At 51.9% G+C, this 24,330-nt stretch carries 12 protein-coding genes and 1 pseudogene; 6 read left to right on the top strand and 7 right to left on the bottom strand.

Annotated elements, in window-relative coordinates; genetic code table 11:
- The first annotated feature begins 217 nt into the window (after positions 1-217).
- Positions 218-2,593, top strand: coding sequence for a choice-of-anchor J domain-containing protein (locus IPN95_07950; GenBank protein ID MBK9449335.1), 2,376 nt, complete (start codon positions 218-220; stop codon positions 2,591-2,593).
- 353 nt (positions 2,594-2,946) lie between these two features.
- Here the strand turns inward: IPN95_07950 and IPN95_07945 are convergent, their stop codons facing one another.
- The 4 genes from IPN95_07945 to IPN95_07930 form a co-directional block, all read right to left on the bottom strand.
- Positions 2,947-4,209, bottom strand: a complete 1,263-nt coding sequence (locus IPN95_07945; protein MBK9449334.1) for a hypothetical protein — start codon at positions 4,207-4,209, stop codon at positions 2,947-2,949.
- A 131-nt stretch (positions 4,210-4,340) separates the two neighbouring features.
- Complete coding sequence (locus IPN95_07940; GenBank protein ID MBK9449333.1) at positions 4,341-10,130, bottom strand: carboxypeptidase-like regulatory domain-containing protein; 5,790 nt, start codon at positions 10,128-10,130, stop codon at positions 4,341-4,343.
- A gap of 338 nt (positions 10,131-10,468) precedes the next feature.
- The gene (gene cphA / locus IPN95_07935) at positions 10,469-13,174 is read right to left on the bottom strand and encodes a cyanophycin synthetase (protein ID MBK9449332.1); all 2,706 of its coding nucleotides are present in this window, start codon (positions 13,172-13,174) and stop codon (positions 10,469-10,471) included.
- 612 nt (positions 13,175-13,786) lie between these two features.
- Entirely contained in the window at positions 13,787-17,470 is a 3,684-nt protein-coding gene (locus IPN95_07930) for a T9SS type A sorting domain-containing protein (GenBank protein ID MBK9449331.1), read from the bottom strand.
- A gap of 474 nt (positions 17,471-17,944) precedes the next feature.
- On the opposite strand from IPN95_07930, the gene IPN95_07925 reads away from it, so the two are divergent.
- From IPN95_07925 to IPN95_07915, 3 genes and pseudogenes are all read left to right on the top strand, one after another.
- A complete protein-coding gene (locus IPN95_07925) occupies positions 17,945-18,799 on the top strand; it encodes a cyanophycinase (GenBank protein ID MBK9449330.1) in 855 nt (284 codons plus the stop codon).
- A 201-nt stretch (positions 18,800-19,000) separates the two neighbouring features.
- Positions 19,001-19,968: pseudogene (locus IPN95_07920) on the top strand (AAA family ATPase).
- Positions 19,965-20,612: a phage tail protein gene (locus tag IPN95_07915; GenBank protein ID MBK9449329.1), complete on the top strand. Its 648-nt coding sequence runs from the start codon at positions 19,965-19,967 to the stop codon at positions 20,610-20,612. The pseudogene IPN95_07920 and the gene IPN95_07915 overlap by 4 nt, the downstream one beginning before the upstream one ends.
- 24 nt (positions 20,613-20,636) lie before the next feature.
- Here the strand turns inward: IPN95_07915 and IPN95_07910 are convergent, their stop codons facing one another.
- The gene (locus IPN95_07910) at positions 20,637-21,569 is read right to left on the bottom strand and encodes an isoaspartyl peptidase/L-asparaginase (GenBank protein ID MBK9449328.1); all 933 of its coding nucleotides are present in this window, start codon (positions 21,567-21,569) and stop codon (positions 20,637-20,639) included.
- Positions 21,570-21,658: 89 nt separating this feature from the next.
- On the opposite strand from IPN95_07910, the gene IPN95_07905 reads away from it, so the two are divergent.
- A complete protein-coding gene (locus IPN95_07905) occupies positions 21,659-22,363 on the top strand; it encodes a phytanoyl-CoA dioxygenase family protein (protein ID MBK9449327.1) in 705 nt (234 codons plus the stop codon).
- Positions 22,364-22,454: 91 nt separating this feature from the next.
- Positions 22,455-23,285 carry a GntR family transcriptional regulator gene (locus IPN95_07900; protein ID MBK9449326.1) on the top strand — a complete coding sequence of 277 codons (831 nt, stop codon included), beginning with the start codon at positions 22,455-22,457 and terminating at the stop codon, positions 23,283-23,285.
- 17 nt (positions 23,286-23,302) lie between these two features.
- On the opposite strand, the gene IPN95_07895 is transcribed toward IPN95_07900, so the two are convergent.
- Both IPN95_07895 and IPN95_07890 read right to left on the bottom strand, forming a co-directional pair.
- Positions 23,303-23,698: a hypothetical protein gene (locus IPN95_07895; GenBank protein ID MBK9449325.1), complete on the bottom strand. Its 396-nt coding sequence runs from the start codon at positions 23,696-23,698 to the stop codon at positions 23,303-23,305.
- On the bottom strand, positions 23,695-24,270 hold the full coding sequence (locus IPN95_07890; GenBank protein ID MBK9449324.1) for a sigma-70 family RNA polymerase sigma factor: 576 nt from the start codon (positions 24,268-24,270) through the stop codon (positions 23,695-23,697). Before IPN95_07890 ends, IPN95_07895 begins: the two co-directional genes overlap by 4 nt.
- Between the last annotated feature and the right edge of the window lie 60 nt (positions 24,271-24,330).

Here is a 24,330-nt window from a genome sequence, read left to right as displayed (position 1 = left end):
CGAACTTTCTAAAGTTTTTCAGTTTCCTGAATGCCGATTCACCTTAAAATTCCAAACATCTATTAACTTTGCGAGTCAACTCTTAGATGTGGATTTTCCGCGAATGGGGGTTGTTTGCGGCTTGGCTTCAAGTTGCAAGGTTTGAATCCACCAATTCTTTAGTTAAGGTATGAGATCAAAAAATTACACATCTGCTCGCTTGCTTCAGCGGATGACAATGGCGATTGCGCTTGTGGCCCTCTTGGGAACACGCCTCTCTGCTCAGTCATTCACAGAAAACTTCAACAACGTTGCCAACCTCTTTACCAGTGGTTGGGCCCAACAAAACCTTAGCACGCCAGTCGGCACCGTTCCAGGATGGTTCCAAGGCAACGTGACGGTGTTTACGGCCTACAATGCCCCGGATACTTCCTATATTGGAGCCAATTACAACAACGTATCAGGTGCCAATACGATCAGCAACTGGCTTTTCACCCCAACCCGCACCTTCCAAAACGGTGATGTTATTTCCTTCTGGAGCCGTACGGTGGATGCACCTTCCTTTCCTGACCGTTTGGAAGTGAGATTGAGCACAAACGGCGCGAGCGTCAACGTTGGTACCACCGCTACCTCTGTCGGTGATTACACCACCCTCTTGCTGACGATCAACTCGGGCTTGACCACAACGGGCTACCCTAACGTCTGGACACAGTACACCATTACCATTTCTGGTTTGGGCGCGCCAACTTCTGGCCGTGTTGCCTTCCGTTACTTTGTAACCAACGGTGGTCCTTCAGGTGCAAACTCCGATTTCATCGGCATCGACAACTACGTCTATACACAACCTGTCGCTGCTGACTTGGAAATGCAAATCGCAGATACGCTTGAGTACACGATCACGCCAATCGACCACCAATGGCCTGGCCCATTCACCGGTACGATCCGCAACAATGGTACCACCTCGATCTCCAATGCTGCGATGAAGGTAAACGTCTATGACGGTCTCGGAACACAAGTTTACACCCAAACAAGTGCTCTCTCCACCACGCTTGCGCCTGGTGCAACTGCAGCCAAAACCGTTCCTGGTTTCACCGCAACTTCAGCTGACTTCTACACCTATGAGTACATCTGTACCCATTCTGTGGCTGACGGCAACACCGCCAATGACACCTTGTACAATGGCGTTTTGGTAGACAATACGACTTACGCCCGTGACAATGGCAACGTGATCGGTGCTTTAGGTATCGGTGCTGGCAACGGTGGCTACCTTGGCAACCAATACCACTTGTATCAGGCCGACAACCTCGATAGCATCTTGGTTTTTGTCACCGCAGGTTACACCGGCGAGCCAATGGCAGCTGTGATTTGGGACATGGCCTCTGGTCAACCTAACACCATCATCGGCTCGACCGATACTTTGGCCTACTCAACGGATTCTGCAGCAGTCTACGTGTTGCCGATCCACAATGGTCCTTTGGCCTTGGCTGCTGGCGACTACGCAGTGACTTTTGTCGAATTTGACTCTACTGTTCAGTTGGGCCAAACTGCAGATATCTTCCGCAATGGAACCACTTGGGTCAACTGGCCAACCTCACCAGCTGGTGGCTGGGCAAACAACGAATTCTTCGGTGTTTCTTCCTTCAACCGTCCTTATGTGATCCGTCCAATCTTGTCTGCATGCCCAGTGTACACCGCAAACATGAGCTCGACACAGAGCGCATGCGGTGCTACAACCGGAACTGCAACAATCAACGTAGCAGGTGGTCCTTTCACATACTTGTGGAGCAATGGTAACACCAACGCAACTGCAACCAACTTGGGAGCAGGCAACTACACGGTGACTGCAACGGATGGCAATGGCTGTAGCGTTGTTGGCACAACGACAGTGACCAACCCAAATGCACCTACTGCAACACCAACCACCACACCTGCACTTTGCAATGGTGGTAACGGTTCTGTGGCTGCTGGCGCTACTGGTGGTACTGCCCCTTACACCTATGTCTGGAGCAACGGTGGCAGCACTGCCATCATCAACGCTCCTGCTGGCGCTTACTCTGTGACAGTGACCGACGCAGCTGGCTGCGCCGTGACTGCTGGTCCTGCAACTGTGACCCAGCCTACTGCTGTTACCAGCACTGCTACGAGCACCCCAGAGTCTGCACCTGGGGCAAATGACGGTTCTGCAACGGTCGTCGCAAATGGCGGTACCCCTCCTTACTCCTATACATGGAGCAACGGTGGAACTACAGCAACCATCAGCAACATTGGTTCCGGCGCATTGACCGTTACCGTCACTGACGGCAATGGTTGTACTTCTACCGCTTCTGTCAACGTGGTCGTCGGTATCGACGGTGCCATGAACGCGATGGAGTATGGTGCTTATCCAAACCCGAACGAAGGCACTTTCAAAGTGTTCATCAACACCACTGAGCCTACCGACGTTTCGATGCAAATCGTCGACTTGATGGGCAAAATGGTATTCGAAGCTGGTGCTTTGTCCTCCACTGAATTCATCCGCGACGTGAACTTGAGCAACCAAGCTGCAGGTTTCTACTTCGTCCGCGTGAAGGCTGCTGGCGTTACCCGCACCATCAAAATCGAAGTGAAGCACTAAGCCTCATTTCCATTCTACTGCAAAAGGCCGTTCCATTCGTGGAGCGGCCTTTTGCTTTTTTGTGATTCGGATAATGAAACCATTCAATGGCCAATTCTCAAGCGGCGATGACCATGTAGCCATTCTCCTAAAGGTTCGGAACATATAATCTTCCTCATTTTAGTCGCTTGCAAATGCAAACATCGCCAACCCAAAGGGATGCCTATCCGCAAAATTGGACTCGAATGAATGTGGTCTTTGTCGTGATCGAAGTGCATCAACCATGCTTGGGGAATTACAAGAAAGACCTCTTATTCAGCTTACCGAAGGTCTGTCGATATTCCATTCATGGCGCGATTGCTTCAAGAATCCGGTTAATCCGCAAAAAGGACCTTTGTGTTGGCATTCCCACTCGCGCAGGACAGGCGAATCCAATAAGTTCCAGCCGTCAACTGACCCATTGGAATTGGCCAGATATTCTCGCCAGCTACACCCAGAAAATCGTTGGCTGCGAGGATTCGTCCCTGAAGGTCAAGAAGTTGAAGGACAACCGACTGAGCCGTAGGTAGCCAAATTTTGAGCTGGGTTTGCTTACCCGATTCACTTGGAGAAGGGAAAACAGCCGAGATCAACGGAAATGAAGGCGAAAATTCGAAGGAAACTGTTTCAGAAAACACAGCCTGACCTTCAGCATCCAGGGCTTTGACGCGGTAATACCAAGTTCCGGGTTCATGAAGCGCATTGTCCGGAATGGCATAGCTTCCATTACCGACATTGCTTGTTTGTGCAATTTCTGCAAACCCATCCTCAAAGGAGCGACTGCGTTCGATTTTGTATTGAACGATGCCTTCTTCATCAGTAGCCGACCATTGGATGCTGCTACCGCGATCCGTGGCTGAAACCAAAGGCCCTTGAATCTTTAAGGGCAACACCACTGCGGGTTGAACGACCACGTCATCGATAAAATAATAACACCTGAAAAAAGGAGCCGGCGCATAAAACAACGTCGCAGTTGTGGCAGCATCGTTGTAAAAATTCCCGAAGGTAATGTAACGCCAAGCGGCCGTGGCCGTGATATTAAACGTATAGTTGACCCAGTCATGGCTGAAAAACACACCCGGGATTTCGTATTCTGGAACGAGCGAAACGACATTGGACAAACCACCTCCTTGCGTCAAGGCTGTCGTGCTGAAATCCAAGCCGATGTGATTCGACCCACCGCCGTAGTAAGGTGTAAAACCATTGCAAATCCAGAAACTGACGCTATAATTCTGCCCGATCACCATGGGTGCCGTCAATTGTGTACTGACCAATTCGCGGAAATTGGGACTGAGCGCACCCGACCAAGTCAAAAAGCCCATTACGGCATTGCCGGTATGGGGATTGACCGTGAGGTAGCCATTGTAAGGCAAATGCGAAAATCCTGCACCGCAGGTGTGATAATAATCCGGTGTGCCAAAGCTCCCGCAGCCGGTGAGCATATTCACGTTGTTCCAGCCCGTGGGCCGCTGCCATTCGCAAGGACCCGCCGGACATCCCGAATTCGTCTCAAAGCTGTAGTTCGAAACGAGATTCTGGGAATAGCCGAATGCCGCAGCACCAAGCCAAAATGCGAGAAGGAAGGAAAACCGATTCATAACCCACTGTGATTGACGGGTATGAAGATAGCGAATTTGCTTGAGAATCAACAATGGCCTATTGGCAGCCAAAAGTCAACGGCTTTCCGGCACATTCAGCAAGACTCTGGAAAAAGTGTCGATTCGAATGCCTATTCGCCGACGACTTTTACCCGTTGGATTTCATTTTGCCCGCTCAGCACCGGAAAATACATGTGCTCTATCCGCGCAGTATTCAAGGTATAGCTTCCAGTGTAACGCGGCAGCAATTCGATTTCAAACCTGTAGTTCCCAGCGCGCAGCGACCTGAAATAGAACGCAGTTTTCTGCCGAAAGCTCTCCCTGTAGCTGTTGTAGCGGTAATCGTAGAAGCCGCCCGTTTTGCTCGCATAACTGCAACTTGAGGGAATCGGCACCTCCAACATCAAATACTCGGCATCGCGATTGACTTGGACATTGACATGCATCGTCACTTGCTCGCCCGCGGTAAGGGTCTTAACCGTGGCATTCCCCTTTTGGAAGTAAGTGGTGATCCTAAACAGCGAATCGATTGCTTGAGGTTGCGGATTGAACCAATCTTGGTAGGCGCTGACGAATGCGATTCCGGGGCCCTTTTTGTTGATTTCGATATTGGTGCCGAGTGGAAAAATGAACGTCGAATCGGCTTTCATCGTTTGGGAAACACCATTGATTTTGCATTCAAGGGAGGACTTGCCTTCGATCCCTGCCAAGCCAAGATCGGGAAGTAGCGTGCGCAAGACCTGTGCGGTGAAATAGGTATTCCCCCATCCGCCGGAGCTGCCCTGACCCAAAATCCACCCAAGGACAGGCACCAATTCGCGGACACTTTTCCCGGAGTGGCGCAGAATCCGATAGGCAGCAAGTGTCGATGGCAGATTCCCAAACGTGATTGCGTACGTATGCGCATATCCTGAGGGCCAATACCGCTGTCCATACAAATCAAAACGGCTCAGGCGCATCAGCGAGTCAATATCAATCGACATTCCAGCCTTTTGGCGCAGTTCCATGATGGCAATTTGCGTTGGAATGTCCTTGAATTTTGCAGTGTCAAGGCCTTCGATATGACTGCGAATGTCCAACAAGCTGTCGATTTCTTGGACCAATTGCAGAATGGAGAGATTGCGATAAGGATTGCGTTTGTCCAAGCGTGACAGCATGGGGGGAGACCAGTCAAAATACGGGATGTTGACGCTGTAGCCCCTCTTTTTTGCTACGGAAAGCGCGCGGATGACGGATTCGCTCACCCAGTTTTCGGCGGGCATTCCGGGCCACCATCCCCAGCCGATTTCCTTGGTTTCATGCCGCTTTTCGAGCATCGCAATGACTTTTCGAATTTCGGATTCGCCAGTCCAAGGCTTGCCGAGGCTTTCGAAAATTTGCTGCTCGGCGAGCAGCGCCACAAGCTTGGACGACAATTGCTCGTTGCAAAGGTGCTCGTAGCTCGCCATGCGCGCGGTTTCCGTGAGAAAGAAGTCGTGCAGGCGCACACTCGTGCGCAGGTGAATCGGTCCTTTGTTGGGGTCAAATTGCTGCAATTTCAAGCTCGAATCGCCGATCATGGTCGCAAACATTCCGCTGCTTTCTTCGACACCTTTTCTGAAAACACGCACACCCCATTGTTCGCCATCACCGTAGCCATCGGCTTTGTCTGCCATATAACTCAGCGTAAAGGAATCGGCGCTTGCACTTGGGATCACGGCAAGCGTGTCCAACATGACGGGACCGACTTCGCCATTGGCTACAGACAAAATTTGGCCACTTTGCTTGAATGTGCGTCGCATCTGAACCGTGTCCCCGGTATAATTCAAGACCTTGCCGATCACGTAAGCCGTATCGCCTTCGTAGAGAAATCTCGGCATCGCCAACCGTCCGGCAATCGGTTTCCAAGCCTTGATCGCGCTGCGCGTGAGGCCCGTGCGCCCATGACGGTCGACCGCAATCGCGTAGGCATCCCAGCGCGTGATGTCTTCCGGGAACTTCACCCGAAATGCTGCCACACCTTTTTTGTCGCTCCGAAGCGCGGGTTCCCAAATGGCATTGTCACGGAAGTCTTTGCGGAGGGTCGCCGTACCTGCCAATTTATCCATCAATTCCTGCGGAAACTCGGGAATCGAGACCACTCCGCCGATAACATCGCCATACTCTGCTGGTGTCCCTCCTGTGATGACCGCGAGATCCGACAACCTTCCCCCACGTACCGATATCGCGTCTACCACATCAACAGATCGCTGCAAGTCGATTTTCCGTGGAGATACGACGTCCATGGAAGAGGTCGTCATGCTTTCATTGTAATGCTCATGCCGATTTTGCTGCCCGCGGATCAATACCGATTCGAGCAACACCGACTCTTCATTCAATCCGACATCCAAGCGCGTTTTCCGATTCCACTGAATGAAGGCCTTTTCGTAGCCCATATAACTGATGGCAATCGTGTCCGTATTCTCCGGGACATTCAAGGCAAACGAGCCGTCCTCTGCCGTAATCGCGCCCACATTCGTTTTTGGGCAAATCACCATCGCACCTGCCAAACCTTCGCCAGTCGCAGCATCTGAAATCCTCCCGGTCACGCGCCTTGTCGGACCCGACCAATCACCACGAAAAGATTGATAGGTCTCATGGCTTTGCGTCATCGGTCGGATGTACGTCTCCGGTCGCAATTGCTGAATCATTCGGGGATGTCGCAGGCTGAAGGAATCCTGAACTTGACTCGCCGAGAAGCTGAAGCGATGAAAATTGCGGCCATTCGGAAGGATTTCAATCGTATCCAGCATCACAAAGCGATCGTCATCGTAGAGCAAGGCGGCTTTCCATTTGCCGATCGGTCCATACATTTCCCGATAGGAACTATAGGTAATCACGTGCATGATATTTTTGGAATCATCCAAAAAAGCGAGGTACGATGGAGATCCCTTGATCAAGCCCTTCGAAGCGGAATGCAAGAAAAGGCGACCAGAATGGTTGCGGTAATGATAGTTTTTCCAGTCGTAATTGGTGTTGCGCGGTTGCTGGGACCGCCTCCATTGCGCCACGATGGAATCTTTGATCCAGGGGCGATGCTCTACAAGTGGCAAAATCTGGTAATTGAGCTTTTGAGGATACCGCGCGGCTTCCATCGTGCGCATCTTCACCACACGTGGCCCAAAATCCAATTCGAAGCCCGGTTCAAAGTCAAAATCGTATTCGTAGTAACCCGGAACGTCGATTTTCATGCTGCTATAGTGGTGAACCGGGCCATTCCAATTGCTGCCATGCGGGCCATCCAAACGCAAGAGCCTGCCGCCGGTATGTATGAAGGCGGGCGCTCCCAATCCACGATAGGTAAATGAATGTCGATAGATCACGTCCTTTTCACCGGGAACCGGGTCGGGCGTCATTTCCTTCCCGTAAATACGTTTGGGAAGGTGGTCGACATCCATGCTGATGATGGTTTTATACCCAGCCACCACAGTAAATGTATCCAACAGCACACCAAAATCGGGCAAACGCACTTCTATCCGGTGTTTTCCAGGCGTAATCGCGAAGGAATACGGCATTTGTGGCACCGACCAGGCAAAATAGAAGGGTTGCGCGTCAATGTAGACAATCTGGACGGGCTGAATGGCTCCCTTTCGCACAACAAACGGTGCGATTTCGGCCTTTCCTGCCTCGATTGGGTGCAAATACTTGTAAAAACCACCTTCCGGATAGAGGAAATTGTACCAAGGCAGGGTATCGAGTCCGGAAGTCAGGTGCCAACGTTCATAGTTCAAGGGAATCCGGCCATTGCTCACGCTCGTGAAAGCATTTGAATTCCATTGACCGCGTTTTTGACGTGGTTTTGCAGGCTTGGAAGCACTGGGAATGCGCGGCGGATCGTGCCCCTCAAACCGCGAATTGACGGCATACGCGGTAACGTCGGCCTTGCGAATGGGCTTGCCCCGTTGATTGTGAACCTCGACGCGGAGGTCGGCCGTCATCCCGGGATAAATCGTCGCAGGGCCTTTCCAGTCCACTTTGAGGTCGTTTTTCCGCCAATGGTAGGTGTATTCCCTCGTCGAAGCACTGCCATTGACCACGCGGTGAATGATCAGATGGTAGGCATGGCCCCGGTTGGCGGATTGATGGTAACGCAGTTCCTTCGTGATGCCGGTGGCGATTTCCTTGTCCTTTTCAAAAAGGTGGTAGGTGAAATTGGTTTTGTCCGGACTGCGCGCAGAAATGAACAGGCTGTCGCCAAAATGTTGCCCTACCACCACCACATCGGCCTCCGTGCCTGGCGTCCAACGCAAAAAGGCGTTCTCTGTTTGGATGGTCATCGAACTGCCATTCTCAGGCCAATAGAGCTTGCAGGGCAGGGTTTTGTACCATTTTTGGAAATGCGAATCCCCGAGGAAAGGGTGGAAATGTAATTCGGCCTCGGCGGAAATTTCCTTTCCTGCTCGCATGAGGGCAATGGAAAGTGTATCGCCTTGGCGGTTCACGACAATTTCGTCCTTCTCGTAAAGGTAGGTCATTTTCTGATTTGCCGACTTGAGTTCATTGTCGCTCGTGCGGCACTCAGCGTAGGCGATGTAGGGAAATTCGGCAGCTGGAAAGCGATCGAGTGGCACTTCGAGGCGGGTTTCGCCGGTGACATCCAAATTGCCGGACCAAGACCAGAGGGTGTCGGGCAAAAATTCATGGTCGCCCAGCCATTTCGTCGCATAGTCACTGATGAGGTAAACTTTGCCACGCGCATCGGGAACGGTCAAGCCATTCATGTCCTTCGCCTCCAAGAAAAATACCGCCTTTTTCCCCCGCCAATGGCTCTCAGCTTCCGGTCGAAACGAAAAGGTGATTTGCTTCAATTCGTAGTCTTCCAGAAAAAACTTGGTTCTTGCTTGTGGCGCGTTGGCGCCTCGCCAATTGTAGTCATAATAGCTGCCGACAGCGGCACCCTTCCATTTCTTTTCCGAAGCCAAAATCAAGTCTACTTGCTGGTCCAATCGAAGTTCGAGAGAGTCATGCAAGACAAACTGCGCCGAATAACATCCTGGTCGAATAGGTTTTACATCTGCAAGGCTTCGGGTTTTGCCATTTTTGTCGGCGTAAAGCAGCTGATAGGTTTTCCGCAGGGGCCTTCCACCCCGATCCGTGAGATAAGCTTTGACCTTGACCGTATCTCCTGGACGGTATTTGGGTTGGCTGCAAAGCATAAAATTCACCGGCCGCTGCTTCCAGACCAAATTCCGCAGTTTCCGGTACAGCCATATCGAGCGGTATGTCACCCATCCCGGCCACCCTTGCGGCCTGCGCTTCACGACACTCGCGACCAAATCGTAAGGCAATTTGACCGTCATCCAAATCGGGCTGATGATCCACCGCCGAAAGGGCCACCACAACCAACGCTTGGCCACCGATCCCCGATGTTCGGAATTGTCGATTCCCCGTTCGATCAACTGATAAAATTGGACCATTCCTGCATAGCTCACCTCCAGCAATCCCTGCTCAACCTTCGAACCCGGCTTGTAGGTCTGCGTTTTGACATCGAAAAGCATGGGCACTCCGCCCAATTGTACCAAAGCATCCGAGACCACCCTGCCCGAAAAATCAAACACCTTGACCATCGGATGCACATAGTCGTTTTCGATGATCACAGAAAATCCCGGCACCTGCAAATACGACCATTTGACTTCGTTTTGCATCACCAATCCCGTGAGGTAATGGCCCGGAGCAAGGTCCTTGGAGACAGGTCCATTCGCCGGAAATGTGGCCACGCGATCTTGAAACCAACTTTCGTCAGGGTTGGTCACCTTTCCCGTCGCCACCAAACGTGCATTGTCGAGCGATAGTCGAAAAACCTGCCCTTCCAAGGCATTGCGGGGGGAAGTCAATAGGTTTTGTGCATTCGCCAATGCTGCAAATGCGAGGAAAAGCAAAACAAAACGCAAACGTACAAGCATGGGTTCCAAGTGGGGTCTATGGTAAAGGTAAGTTGAATTGAGAACGGAAAATCGAGATTGGAGAACTGTAATTCGTAGAATCGGCCTGTTTGCGAGAAGTTTGGCGTCTTCCAATCAATGTCATATTCCACTAATATTCAACAAACTACATTCAAATCAATTTCGACTTTCGCGCACAATGTGAGTAATCGAAGGGCGATTTTGGTGCAGAAAACTGACCAGTGATTCCCAGAAACACTTCTCCCTTCAGGCGTTTAAGCAAAAAGCCCTCGTCGAAACGAGGGCCTTTCAGTGTGCATCAGGGCGTCAAAAAAGGTGCGCTAGGCACAATTTCGCGCTTACATCATCTCTTTGCCAGCAAGGGGAAACACATGCGGTACCTCGACCCCACCGATATTCGGGATATCGGCATTGGCGTCAAAGCCCCAGATGCGGTCGGCTTCTTCTTCCTTGAATTTCATCACCAAGGCCAAAGCATCGGGCACGACATCGCTGCAGCAGACGATGAGGCTGCCCTTACGCGCATGGGTGATCGCGTAGGTGATCGCTTCCTTTTCGGATGGAATGACCGTGATCTTCTTGTTCGGATCCTGACGCAGGATGCCAACTTTGAGCATTTCCACGATCTCTTCACTGGTTTTGCCACGTAAATGTTTGTCTTGCCGGATGATGATCTCGTCAAACATTTCGCAGGCGACGCGGCCGATCTCTTCGTTGTCCTGTACGCGGCGGTCGCCGATGCCGGCGATGATGCCAACCTTGGGCGTGCCGTCCATTTTCTCGACCATCTTGTGAAGTGCACGCAATCCCGCTGGATTGTGGGCGTAGTCGAGCATGATCTGGAAATTCTTGAATTCGAAGAGGTTGAGGCGACCCGGTGTTTGGCTCGGACTTGGGATGAACGTTTCGAGTGCGACTTTGATGTCTTCAATCGCCATTCCCCTCAAAAATCCGGTCAATGCCGCTGGCAATACGTTTTGGATCATGAAGCTTGCCTTTCCTCCGAATGTCAGCGGTACGTTTACCGCCTTGGTGATGCGCAGTTTCCAGCCACCTTTGACAATCGTGATAAAACCATTTTCATAGATCGCAGAAATGCCACCTGCCTCGCTATGCGCCTTGATACGGGGGTTGTCTTCGTCCATCGAAAACAGCCCAACATTGCATTTCAAAGGCCCACGCATGCCATAAACAAGGTCATCGTCGGCGTTCAAAATCGCATGCCCGTCAGGCAACACCGTCTCGGGAATCACACCCTTGACCTTCGCCAATTGTTCGATCGTATGGATGCCCTTGAGACCCAAGTGATCCGCAGCAACGTTCGTCACAATACCGATTTCGCAGAAGTGAAAGCCCAAACCGGCGCGCAGCAATCCGCCGCGGGCGCATTCGAGGACTGCACAATCCACCGTCGGATCCTTCAAGACAAATTCCGTACTCGCAGGACCCGTACAGTCGCCGCTCATCAGCAATTTGTTTTGAATATAGACACCGTCTGTCGTGGTATAGCCGACTTTGTGTCCCTTGAGGCGCATCATGTGCGCAATCAAACGCGTGGTGGTCGTCTTTCCATTGGTTCCGGTAACGGCGATGATCGGAATTCTTGCCGAGCTTCCCGGAGGAAACAGCATGTCAATCACCGGTGCACTCACGTTGCGCGCAAGCCCTTCGCTAGGGGCCAAGTGCATCCTGAAACCCGGACCTGCATTCACCTCGAGCACAGCACCACCCGTTTCCGGCAACGGCACGGAGATGTCGCTCGTCATCACATCGATTCCGCAAATGTCCAATCCGACCACGCGGGCGATGCGCTCCGCCATGAACACATTATATGGATGCACGATGTCGGTCACATCCGTGCTCGTTCCACCTGTACTCAGGTTGGCAGTATCCTTCAGTTTCATGGCTTGCCCAGCAGGCAATACGCTGTCGAGTGTAAGCCCGGCGGCGGCGATGATGCCCTTGGTCATGTCATCGAGGCTGATTTGGGTGAGCACCTTTTCGTGTCCATAGCCGCGACGTGGATCTGCATTCACTGCGTCAATCAATTGCTGCAAAGTCGAAACACCGTCACCGATCACCTGTGCAGGCGTGCGCTTGGCGGCAGCGACCAATTTGTAATTGATCACCAACAAGCGGAAGTCTTCTCCCGTGATGTATTTCTCGACGATGACGGATGGGCTCACCTTCTTCGCAGCATCGAGGGCGATGCAGGCTTCTTCCCAGTCGTTGATGTTGGCAGTGATGCCACGGCCATGGTTGCCATTGATCGGCTTGATCACAATCGGATATTTGATCCGATCGATGGCGTCTTGCAATCCAGCTTGGGTGCGCACGATGTCACCCTTCGGAACGGGCACTTCAGCTGCTTCCAAGAGGAATTTGGTATCTTCCTTGTCACAAGCGATTTCGACGCCGATGCTGCTTGTTTGGCTCGTGACCGTGGCCTGAATTCGCTTTTGATTGGCACCATAACCAAGTTGACAGAGCGAATATTTGTTGAGGCGAATCCATGGAATGCCCCGGGCGACGGCCTCGTCAATGATCGATCCCGTGGATGGACCAAGGCGTTCGGCTTCGCGGAGTTCCCGCATTTCCTGAATATCAGGTGCCAGATCGTAGGATTCGCCATCGACGAGTGCCTGGGCAATTTTGGTCGCTGACTTGGCAGCAAAAACGCCGACTTTTTCCTCCATGTACGCAAACACCACGCTGTAGACGCCCGGTTCCCCGTAGCTGCGTGTGCGGCCGAATCCCACTTCCATGCCCGCCAACGACTGGATCTCCAGCGCAATGTGCTCAATGACATGTCCCATCCACGTGCCTTCCTCGACGCGGTGAAAAAATCCACCTTCGCGCTCTTCGGAGCAGCGGTGCGCCATCATTGTAGGAAACATCGCCTTGAGTCTTTCCAAGAATCCTGGAATCGAATTGGTAGGGCGCTCTTCGAGTTCCTCCAAGTCTAGGGTCATGACGATGAGCTTGTGCCGACGAATCGACCAGTAATTCGGGCCTCTCATCGCCCGGATTTCGACTATTTTCATTTATCTTATTTTATGCGTGCTTTCAAGGAAGACCTGAGTTCAATGGCTGAAAATAAGACTTGGTTGAGAAAAACGCTATTTTTTTGGCAAGGAGTGGGTGAAAATTTTGGAGAAGCAAAGGCAACGAAGCGCCAAGATGCGGACTGCATCCGCTTAAGCCCGTCTTCAGGCCCGGCAAAGAGGCGGATTTTATTCAGATGTTGCGCGAGCACCTTAGGAATGAATTTTCAATCACCACGAATCCCAAGCTGATAGATATGTGATGGATATCTTCGACTTAGGATACGTTTTCAAAAGCGGATGGCCGGCTTGGTAGGCCAGTCATGGAGAGGAAAGTGAATCCGTTGTACTTCGAGCGTTGGCCGTATGGCAAAAAGTAGCGGGTGATCATGCTCGAACAGCGCGATATTCCGCCTCTTCCAAGTTGAAGAACCTTTTGGCAAAAAGGCCCTCAGTGAGGCAAATTCGGAGAAATAGTACCCATAAACCCACCAACTACGACGATCGTGAAACCGGTGTGATGTTTCACGTCAGGCAAAAACATCCCATTGATCGAAAATGCCAGCTTGCAGGATAATTTCACGCGTCAACTGGACAATAGCGCGTCACGTTTCATTGACGAACCACCTTACGCGTCGTCGTCGCATTTCCCACCGTCACACGCAACATATAGGTCCCGGCAGGCAGGTCCAATCCATTCAAAGCAATCACATTGCCCGCGGTCGAAGCACCTAGCACCTCACGCACTTTGCGGCCAGAGAGATCATAAAGCACAAGATCGGCCTTCCCATTCCCTGGACTGCTCAATTCTACCGAAAGCGCATCGGCAAATGGATTCGGATACACCTTTGCAATACCCACCATGCCTTGGCCGCGCGAAAGCTCTACGGTATTGGAAAACAGGAAATTCCCATCCAGATCATCCCTGCGCAGGCGGTAGAAGTAATGGTCGGAAACTGCGCCCGCATCCTCCCAGAGGTATTTGAGCGTCTCGTTATTCGTTCCAGCACCATTCAAGTACCCAACCTCGGCAAACTGCTGCCCGTCGTCGGAGCGCTCGACCCCAAAGCCACGCGTATTGATTTGGCTGAATGTGCTCCAACTCAGGTTAGGCTGCGCACCCGTCCAAGCACCGTAAAGCGGCGATCCAGTGAGTGGCAAGCCCGAAGGATTTCCAGGCCCGAGGATTTCAAAATCGTCGATGGCGACACCGGAGGTAATTACACCGGGGTCTGTACCAAATACAAACCTAAAGGCCACCGAGGGATTGCCCGCCAATGCAGACACGTCAAAGGACTTGAGTCCGAAGGCGGCTTGGGAACCCGAGAACCAAGCCTGATTGGCGGGGAAGACGCCCGCACCTGAATTGTTGGCGTTGTTGTACCAACCTGCAGCAACAGCAGTCCCTACAGGAGACCAAGAGACGCCCTTGTTGGTACTGGATTCGACGCGAAAGCCGTCAAAACCCGTCTCAGTCGCAAACTTGGTTTGAAAACGCAGGGTATAGACACCACCAGAACTAAAATTGTAGCTCGGACAGTAAAGTTCTGCCCGCGTATTGTCGACATAATTACCCACCAGACCCGTCACCCAAGAATTGGAGGCCGAAGTAAAGCCACTCTTGCCCGCAACAGCGCTATTTCCACGCTCCCAGTCGGTGCCTGTAACATTGATCGGCCCGAAATGCAATTGGTTGGGTGCCTCAAAATTGCCGCCAGCTGCCGGCGCATACGGCGTACCGAGATCGGGCAGAACCTGGATATACCCGTTTTTGGTGATTGTGGAAGCCCCTGCATTGATCGTGAGCGTCACGTTGTACAAACCTGCATTCGCATAACTGTAGCTCGGATTTTGAGACGTCGAAGTGCCGCCGTCCCCAAAGTTCCAAGCCCATGAGGTGGCGCGGTAACTCTGATCGGTGAATTGCACCGGCCTCCCGATGTATTGCACAGTCGGCGCGCCTGTGAAGAGGGCAGTGGGTGTCGTAAAGATATCGGTCGAGTACAGGCCCCGACCATGGGAAGCCGCGATCACAAACTTGTCGCTTTGGCGCAGCTGCAACATGTCGATGCGGGTATTGGCGAATCCAGTGTTGCTTGGTCCCCAGTTGGTCGTGCCGCCATTGAGCAAGTCGGTCGTCCAGACGCCGAGTTCGGTGGCGACCATGGCTTGGGCGCTGTTGTTGGGGTTGAAGAGCGCCCAACGGATCGGCATGTCGGGCAGGTTGCCCTCGACCGATGTCCAGGACGTGCCGCCATTCACGCTTTCCCATACGCTGTTCAAACCATAATTGCTGTAAACGACGAGGAGGTGGTTGTCATTGCCCGTCTGTACTTCGACGCAACTGGGATTTCCACCTGGCAGACCTGTGGAAATATTGGTCGCAGTCGGGGCACCGGTATGGGCATTGTCCACCCTGAAGACGCGCCCATTGCTGATGCCAAAAAACACACGGTTGGCAGTATTGGGCGAGACGGTCACGCAACTCACATCACTGCCAAAGGCTGCAACAGGCACCTGTACAAAGGTCGCCCCACTCTGTGGATTGTCCCAGCGGCGATAATTGTTGTTGCCATCGCACATATACATCCGATTGTTCACGTCGTCATAGTCGGTCGGGCTGATGAATTGTCCGCCAGAGGTCGTGACATTGGTGAAGGAAGCTCCACCGTTTGTCGAACGGTAGAAGTCATTTTGGACGTAGGCGGTGAACTGAAACTGCGGCTGGTCCTGGTCGATGTGGCAAAATGCGCCGTCACCGCCCGTGACCTCTATGGTGCTGTTGATGCCAGCGGAAGAAAACTGCTGCGAGCCATTGTCTTGCGCTCCAGCGAGGTAGTAGTCGGTGAGGGCGGTCGGGTGAATGGCGCAAGCATAGAACTGCGTGACATTATAATTGTCGCCTTTGAAGGTAATTGCAGGGGAGACGGCGTTAGCGTTCGTTGTGCGGTAGATGCCCCCGTCATTGCCGAAATAGGCAACAGACGAGCTACCCGGCTGAAAAATCACGATATGCTGATCGGCATGGACGTATTGGAAGCCAAAGCCTCCATACCAATGCGCAACTTGCGTCCAGGTGCCAGCGCCATCACCAGAGACAAAAAGATCAACACCACCTGTAAAAAGGCGGTCACGATTGAGCGGATCGACGGCAATACTCAGGTCATACCATGCTTGGCCACGCGACATGTCGGTGGCCCCGACGCCGGGGTCGGCATCGGCAGGCTCGGTACGTGATGTCCAGGTCGTACCTCCATTCGTAGTGCGCAAGAAACCCGCCACGACATTCCCATTCTCACAGACTGCATAGACATAATTCAGGTCATTGGGTGCGCAAGCGAGTTCGACGCGGCCCACCGCGATCGGCAATGTCTGTGCAGGGCCGAAGGTCACACCCGCATTCGTGCTTTTGTGTACGGAGCCATCCAAGGAAGCATAGATGTCGCCGTTGGCAGCCACCTCTACGTCATAGCATCTGTTCGAGACCGCGCCCGTGATGCCGAGTCCCGTGCCCAGCACTTTGGTCCAGGTCGTACCGCCGTCGGCCGAGCGGCGCAGGCCGGAGGATGTCGCAGCCAGGATCACCCCGGTCGCGTTGACGGCGATGCGAAACACAAAGAAAAAGTTGCCATTGTTCGTGGCTGCAAGCTGCGTCCAAGTGTTGCCACCGTTGACGGATTTGAAGATGCCCGCACCAGACATGGCATCGAGGTTGAAGTATCCTTCGCCGGTACCTGCATACATGACAAGCGGATTGGTGGGATCGGATGCGATGCTGGAGACAGCGAGGTTGGTCATCAAGTCATTAATGGCGGTCCAAACGGGGGGATTGGCGGAGATGTCATTGGTCACCCACAAGCCACCTGCGACACCACCGGCAAATACCTTCAGGCCAGAGCCTGTATTGGGATCGACCAAAATCGCACGCGTGCGGCCAGAAACGTTGCTGGGACCACGCTCTTTCCAAACTACGCCAGGGATTGCTGCATTGACCTTGTTGGATGCTCGCAATTCGTCTGCATACGCCTTGGCGAGCAGCAAACGTTCTTTCGGAACACGGCCCAATGCCGGATCGACAGTCTTCTTGAATTCCTGCGCCATCGCAAGGTCCATTCGGTCGCGCAGGGGCATTCCTTCCTCCTCTTCCTCTGCTCGCTCCATCGACTCCTTTTTGCTCTTACCGTAATTGCCTAGTACCTCGGTTGCTCCCGATGTATCCCTTGGCGGCCAACCAACGACCATCAAAAAGACCACAACAAGGAGGGAACCACCCAAATAGTAGATTGACTTACGCATAACATTATCCTCTTGACCTTTACAGATGCTTGACACCCTGACACCACAAACCTGGTAGCGACGAAATTAGCAAATCTTCCGATATTTCCTCAGCCTAGAAGCCATCATTGGACCGCATCACTCCCAAATCCCAAAGGGTCGAGCTACAAGGACATTCATCAATGGAAAATAATCCGTACATGTCTCGCCATTTCAAGACGATAAAGGCCTCAACTCGTTTATTCTCGCCCTTAGGGCCTTTGCATTTGCGGGATTTGAAGGTGTTTCATGATTTTTTTATTAATCTTGCCTTAACAATGTAGCTAAGGCGGCAGCTGAAAATGAGGCAATAGATCATAATTGTTTCTTGGTCAGCACAAAGCTTTAGGGATCATTGACTCGGGGGGGGTATTAGGGACCGAGGTCAGCATACTCGATTGTGCCGTGACATTGAGGAGCGACATCGGCCTTTTCGAATTCAAAATAGACGACTCAATGGTCAAAGGCACATTGATCCCTATCGGGGGCAACGAAGACAAGGGAATGGGAGAAAACGAGATGTACACGCTCGAATTTCTCAAGGAAGGCATCTTGTCGCACGTGGTGCGTGAAAGCGGCGGACAGCAGGCACGCATCGTGGTGATTCCGACAGCAAGTAGCATCCCCCACGAAGTTGGCCAAAACTACCTTCACGCTTTCGACAAGCTCGGTGTCAAACATGTCGATGTGATCCACATCCACGACCGCGGTGAAAGTGAGCGCAAGGACTTCCTCCGATTGGTCGAGCAAGCCAATTGCGTGATGTTTTCCGGCGGCGACCAAAGCAACATCGTGAACCGCATTGGCGGGACGATGATGCACGACATTTTGATCGACCGTTACAAAAACGAGGATTTTGTGATCGCAGGTACAAGCGCGGGCGCCATGTGCATGAGCACGGAGATGATCGCCGGGGGCAATGTCACCGATGCTTTGTTCAAAGGTTCGGTGCGCATGCGCGATGGCATGAGCTTCATCCCCGAGCTGATCATCGACAGCCACTTTATTCAAAGAGGAAGATTTGGAAGATTGGCGGAGGCCGTCGCCAAACATCCGCATTTGATGGGCGTCGGATTGGCAGAAGACACGGGGGTGATCATCAAAAACTGCAACGACTTCAAAGTCATAGGTTCAGGGATGGTGGTTTTGTTTGACCCGAGCAAACTCACCCACAACAACGAGGAAATTCTCGCCCCCGGCACCCCGATGTCCATGAGCAACCTCGTGGTCCACATCCTGAGCAACTCCGACATGTTCACGATCGACGAGCGCCGGATCGGGATTTTGCCGATGGATGCGGCGTTTATTTGAGGGAACAGTTAACAGTGATTAGTGAAAAGTTTTTGGGGTGATGAATGCATTGAGGCGGTGGCTCAATTTAATGCGGCCCCGATCTGGGGACATGCCGATCGACAGCGCGCCTCTGGCGGGAAATCAGTGGAGTCATGGAATCTTTTCTATCTTTGGACTTAGCCGATTAAGGCTGATCGCGTCAAATATCTCAGAAAAGGCATGCTGACAAATTTCAAGGTTGAGAATTTTAAGTCAATCCATTCACTCGAATTGGATTTGGGGCGTGTGAATGTATTTATCGGGGAGAATGGCAGCGGGAAAAGCAATGTGCTGGAGACCGTAGCGATAGCGAGTGCGGCGCTACAGAATCGGTTGGACCATGAATTTCTGGCACCAAGGGGAATTCGGGTAACTGCACCTGAACTGATGCGATCAGGGTTCGACAAAGAAAATCAGAAAAAGCATATTAAAATTCAGCTTTGTTTTGATGACGAAATCAGTTCCCTTGCTTCAAATCAGAATGATCGATTTTCTCCTTGGACAATGGCAGTGAATTCGTTAAGCGAGGAACTTGCAAAATCTGTGGATTTGCGCGATCAAATGCAAATGCCATTCAGCTCAATCATTACTTGCCTGATTTTCTTCCAGCATTGCTCAAAATCAATTGGAAGTTTCATCATCTTTGGTCCTGAAAATACGACGCTTCGAACCCTTGAACGGGAATCCCAAATAGTACCATTGGGCAAAAACGGGGAGGGCCTGTTCGCACTCCTCCAATATTTCGCCACTGAACCCAACCAACCCGCCATACGAGAACTCAACGAACGTCTTCAAATCTTTGGCTGGTTTGATAACTTTGCCTTACCAGAGCGTCTCTGGCCAGGTGAAAGCTTCATGAAAATCAAGGACAAATACCTCGACGCAAACATTGAGTTCATCGACCAACGCAGCGCCAATGAGGGATTCTTGTTCATTCTCTTCTACCTCGCCCTTTTTATCAGCAAGGACACACCAATTTTTTTTGCGATTGACAACATTGAAACCGCTTTGAACCCCATGCCCACGGACACACAGTCACTAAACGGATCCAGAAGCCGGAACCACTTCCAGGACAAACTCCAGCAAAGCTAAGTGAATTGTTCATGCGTGGTCACTTGGGCGGAATTCCCAAAAACTTCTCGCTATGAACCATTTTGGATTGGTGACGGAAGGTGAAAGCGATCAAGTCGTGGTTGAACGCATCCTGATGGGCTATTTTAATGACCCAGACCTAATGGTTACTGCAAATCATCCCTTGAGGGATGAGACTGACAAGGGGAAGGCTACTGGAGGTTGGGGAAATCTGCTTGAATACCTGAAATCCGATGCATTCAAGCAAACATTTCAGACGACAAAATATATCGTCGTGCAAATTGACACGGACAAAAGCGAAGAATTTGGGGTGTCCAAACCATTTGAGGGTAAAGACATAAATATTGATTTGCTTGTCCACGAAACGCAAGCCAAACTGATAGAATCGATCGGTGAGTTCTTCGAATTGGTGAAACAGCGCCTAATCTTTGCCATCTCAGTCCACGAAATCGAATGTTGGTTGCTTCCGATCTACTACACAGACTCCAAGAGCGCAAAAACAACCGGGTGCATCAACACCTTGAATCAAGCTCTGCAAAAGAAAGAAGGCTTCTCAATCCATGCCAAGGAGTACAAATACTATGAAAAAATGGCCAAGAATTTCCTCAAGCGCAAAGATCTAGACCGCTATTCGCCGCACAATCCCAGCTTGAAAATATTCGTCGATAAGCTCCAATACTGCCAAATCGAAGGAATTTAATAGCCGGTATACTTTCGCAGAATCTCACCCCCCATAAATCCCAACCTCATTCCGCCCCGCAGAATCCCGGCAGGCCCGGTACATCCCCTCGGTATTGAACACCAACGCGATGTTTCCCGCAGCATCCAAGGCCACCAATCCGCCGTCGCCGCCAATTTCCATGAGTCGGCGTTGCACCACCTCGTCACAGGCCGCCTGCAACGACAGTCCTTTGTATTCCATCAGGCAGCTCACATCGTAGGCGACCACGCCACGGATGAAAAATTCGCCGCTGCCGGTGCAGCTCACTGCGCAAGTTTTGTTGTGCGCGTAGGTTCCCGCTCCGATGATCGGGCTGTCCCCAATCCTGCCGAATTTTTTATTGGTCATGCCGCCCGTGCTCGTTGCGGCGGCAATGTTGCCCTGTTGATCTAGCGCCACAGCGCCCACAGTCCCGAATTTCTCGTCCTTCTTAGCGCTGTGATCCAGCTGAAACCCATCGCTGCCCCGCATTTCCTGCCATTGATTCCAGCGAAAATCATCGTGGAAATAGCTTTCCGGCTCAAATGGCACTTTCATCGACCGCGCAAAGTCCATCGCACCCTCACCTGCAAGCATCACATGCCCGCTCTCAGCCATGACCAAGCGCGCGAGCGTGATCGGGTTGCGCACACCCGATACCATCGAAACCGCACCCGCATCGCGGGTCAAGCCGTCCATGATCGAGGCATCCATCTCGTGCTTGCCATCTGCCGTGAACACCGAACCGCGGCCGGCATTGAAAAGGGGGCAATCCTCGAGCGATACCACCGTCTGCTCCACCGCTTCCAAGGCGCTGCCGCCATTTTCGAGGATGGCGTAGCCAATGTTCAGGGCTGCTTGCAGCGCTGCAGTATATGCGGCCTCTTTCTCAGGGGTCATGGCACTGCGAAGGATCGTACCGGCGCCGCCGTGGAGGGCAATTGCGAATTTTTTCATGCGTTTTGAGTGCTTTCGGAGGGCGAAGGTAGGGAAATCCAGCGGGGTTTGCTTGAATTTCACGACGATTCGGCCTACTTTCGGATTCCATGAAGGTTATCCGCAGGAATTTCCAACAAGATGGATATGCCGTGATTGCAGCGGTCTATTCGCAATCCGAATTATTGAAAATTGCGGAGGAAATCGACAGATTCAGCGCGACTAACCCTGAATTTCAGCAGGAAAGGGAACTTTTTGCGATTCGAAGGATCATGGAAGAGATTCCCTCCCTCAGGCAACTGATTTTCACCCCAGCTTTGATACGCATCATTGACGAATTTGCCGAAAAAGGCAGTTTTCTCACCAAAAGCATCTACTTTGACAAGCCGCCGGGGTCAAATTGGTTTGTGGCTTGGCACCAAGACATCAGCATTTCGGTGGACGCGCGACGGGATGTACCCGGCTACGCACAATGGACGGCAAAATCGGGCGTCATTGGAGTTGTACCGCCCCTTTCGATCCTTGAAAACACCCTCACAGTTCGCATTCATTTGGACAATACCGATGCATTCAACGGCGCATTGAAGATCCTTCGCGGTTCTCACCACTTGGGCATTGTGCGCAAGGAAACCGTCGATTGGGACCAAATGGAAGAGGTGACCTGTGAGGTCCCCGCAGGCGGGGTCATGTTGATGCGGCCGTTGACCATGCATGCGAGCAGGCGCGCACAATCCGGAACCCAACGACGCGTGATTCATTTGGAGTTTTGCAACCAGGATTTAGACGGAGGAATTCAATGGGCCGAACGCTTTTGAGTCGGGTCAATCGGAGGCAATTCCTTTTCGCATGCCAGCCCCAATTCCCCATCCGTTAGCAATCAAGCTATTTTTGATTAATTTTGCGCCTATGATGAACATCGGGAAATACAACACCCTCGAGGTGGTAAGCGATACAAAGTTTGGACTTTACCTCGCCGATGAAGAAGGCAACGATGTCTTGCTTCCCAACAAGTTTTGCCCCAAGGATGCCAAAATCGGGGACAAACTCGATGTTTTTGTATACCGTGACCACGAACAACGCCCGGTTGCTACGAACCAGCGCCCTTTGATCATTCGGGATTCATTTGCCTATTTGAAGGTGAAACAAGTCGGTACCGTCGGCGCATTTTTGGACTGGGGATTGGAAAAAGACCTGCTCGTGCCTTACAAAGAGCAAGAGCCTCGCATGGATGAGGGCAGGAAATATGTTGTCTTCCTCTACCTCGACACCGCAAGTGGACGCCTTGTCGCCACCAACCGCGTGCGTCGCCACGTGAGCAACGACGATATCGAGGTAGAAGTCGGCGACGAAGTCGCCTTGCTGATCTGGGAAGAAAATGAGGCAGGATTTCGCGCAATCATTAACAACAAACATTTTGGCATCATTTACCGCAGCGACCTGTTTGAACCCCTGCGCATCGGTGACAAAATGAAGGGCTACGTTCGCGCGATCCGCGAGGACAACAAGATTGACTTGAGCCTGCAACCGATCGGCTTTGAAAATGTCGAGGCCACGGCTGAAACGTTGCTTGTTTTGCTGAAGAAGAATGGTGGATCATTGCCCTTTGGAGACAAAAGTGATCCCGAAGCGATTCAGAAGCAACTCAAAATGAGCAAGAAAACATTCAAAAAGGCAGCAGGAACACTTTTCAAGAAGAAACTCGTGCGCATCGAAGACAACGGCATCTTCCTGCTCTGAGAACTGGAATCGTTGTTTTAGGCAGCCCTCCGGCTCAAGAATCGGTCCAAGGCAAACAGGAGAAACAAGGCTCCCAAGACCAACACCAACATCATGGGTGGTTGAAATCCGCCGAATGCATCCACGGTAGCATCGATCGCCTGCTTCGCGGCTTCTTGCCCGGGCATTGCCTTTGAGGGTGTCGTCCAAGGCACGAAATAGGCCACAAGGAAGGTAATCACCAATCCGGCGGCAGCGCCGATCCAACCGCGCAAGGTGATCACCGGTTGCCAACGCGAACGCGCCTTCACCGCTTGTGGCGCGGTGATTTCGCCCATCACACGCTGCGTGAAGCCAGAAGGAGCTTGCTCCAAACCGCCTTCCTGCATCATTTCGTGCAGAAAATCCTCAAATTGATCCTTCTCCTCTTTCATAGAATTTCCTCCAATTCATCTTTCAGTAGCCGCTGCAAGCTGTCTTGAAGCTTTTTGCGTGCCCTATGCAATTTAACTTTTATGTTAGAAATCTCCATGCCGGTGATCTCCTGAATCTCCGCGATGCTCAATTCGTTGTAATAATACAGGCTCACCAGATTGGCATCCTCCGGCGGCAATTCGGCGAGCGCCAACTTCAGATAGTGTTTACGCTGATCGTTGGCCAATGAACGGTAACCGCTTTCAGTATCATCAAAGCTCACATTCTGCACCTTGCGGTCATCGGTGCTTTCATGCACATGCTTCTGCACGCGTTGCTTGGAAATCGCAGTGTTGTAGGCAATCCGAAACAACCATGTCCCGAATTTTGCCTCCTGCCGAAAGCTCTCCAAACTCCGAAATGCCTTCAGAAACGTATCCTGAGCACATTCCTCAGCATCCTCGTCATTTTGGGTGATGCGCTTGCAAATCGTAAACACCAAATCCTTGTAGTACTCGACCAACAAGGCAAACGCCTGCGTATCGCCCTTTAAAACGCGTTCAATATGATATGCCTCATTGGGTACCTGCATCGTGACATTGGACGACGCGTCGCGCGAGTCGGTTACAGCAAGTTCGTCTTTTTTGTCGAA

This window comes from Bacteroidota bacterium, from assembly GCA_016718825.1.
Lineage (GTDB): Bacteria > Bacteroidota > Bacteroidia > J057 > JADKCL01 > JADKCL01.
This window is presented reverse-complemented; position numbering and strand designations above follow the sequence as displayed.

Bases quoted from the DNA above. Each gene is read 5' to 3' on its own strand.
- IPN95_07915 (MBK9449329.1), top strand. From the start codon at position 19,965: ATGAACCATTTTGGATTGGTGACGGAAGGTGAAAGCGATCAAGTCGTG.
- IPN95_07895 (MBK9449325.1), bottom strand. From the start codon at position 23,698: ATGAAAGAGGAGAAGGATCAATTTGAGGATTTTCTGCACGAAATGATG.
- IPN95_07940 (MBK9449333.1), bottom strand. From the start codon at position 10,130: ATGCTTGTACGTTTGCGTTTTGTTTTGCTTTTCCTCGCATTTGCAGCA.
- IPN95_07925 (MBK9449330.1), top strand. From the start codon at position 17,945: ATGGTCAAAGGCACATTGATCCCTATCGGGGGCAACGAAGACAAGGGA.
- IPN95_07900 (MBK9449326.1), top strand. From the start codon at position 22,455: ATGATGAACATCGGGAAATACAACACCCTCGAGGTGGTAAGCGATACA.
- IPN95_07930 (MBK9449331.1), bottom strand. From the start codon at position 17,470: ATGCGTAAGTCAATCTACTATTTGGGTGGTTCCCTCCTTGTTGTGGTC.
- IPN95_07950 (MBK9449335.1), top strand. From the start codon at position 218: ATGGCGATTGCGCTTGTGGCCCTCTTGGGAACACGCCTCTCTGCTCAG.
- IPN95_07905 (MBK9449327.1), top strand. From the start codon at position 21,659: ATGAAGGTTATCCGCAGGAATTTCCAACAAGATGGATATGCCGTGATT.
- IPN95_07945 (MBK9449334.1), bottom strand. From the start codon at position 4,209: ATGAATCGGTTTTCCTTCCTTCTCGCATTTTGGCTTGGTGCTGCGGCA.
- IPN95_07890 (MBK9449324.1), bottom strand. From the start codon at position 24,270: ATGCAGGTACCCAATGAGGCATATCATATTGAACGCGTTTTAAAGGGC.
- IPN95_07910 (MBK9449328.1), bottom strand. From the start codon at position 21,569: ATGAAAAAATTCGCAATTGCCCTCCACGGCGGCGCCGGTACGATCCTT.
- cphA (MBK9449332.1), bottom strand. From the start codon at position 13,174: ATGAAAATAGTCGAAATCCGGGCGATGAGAGGCCCGAATTACTGGTCG.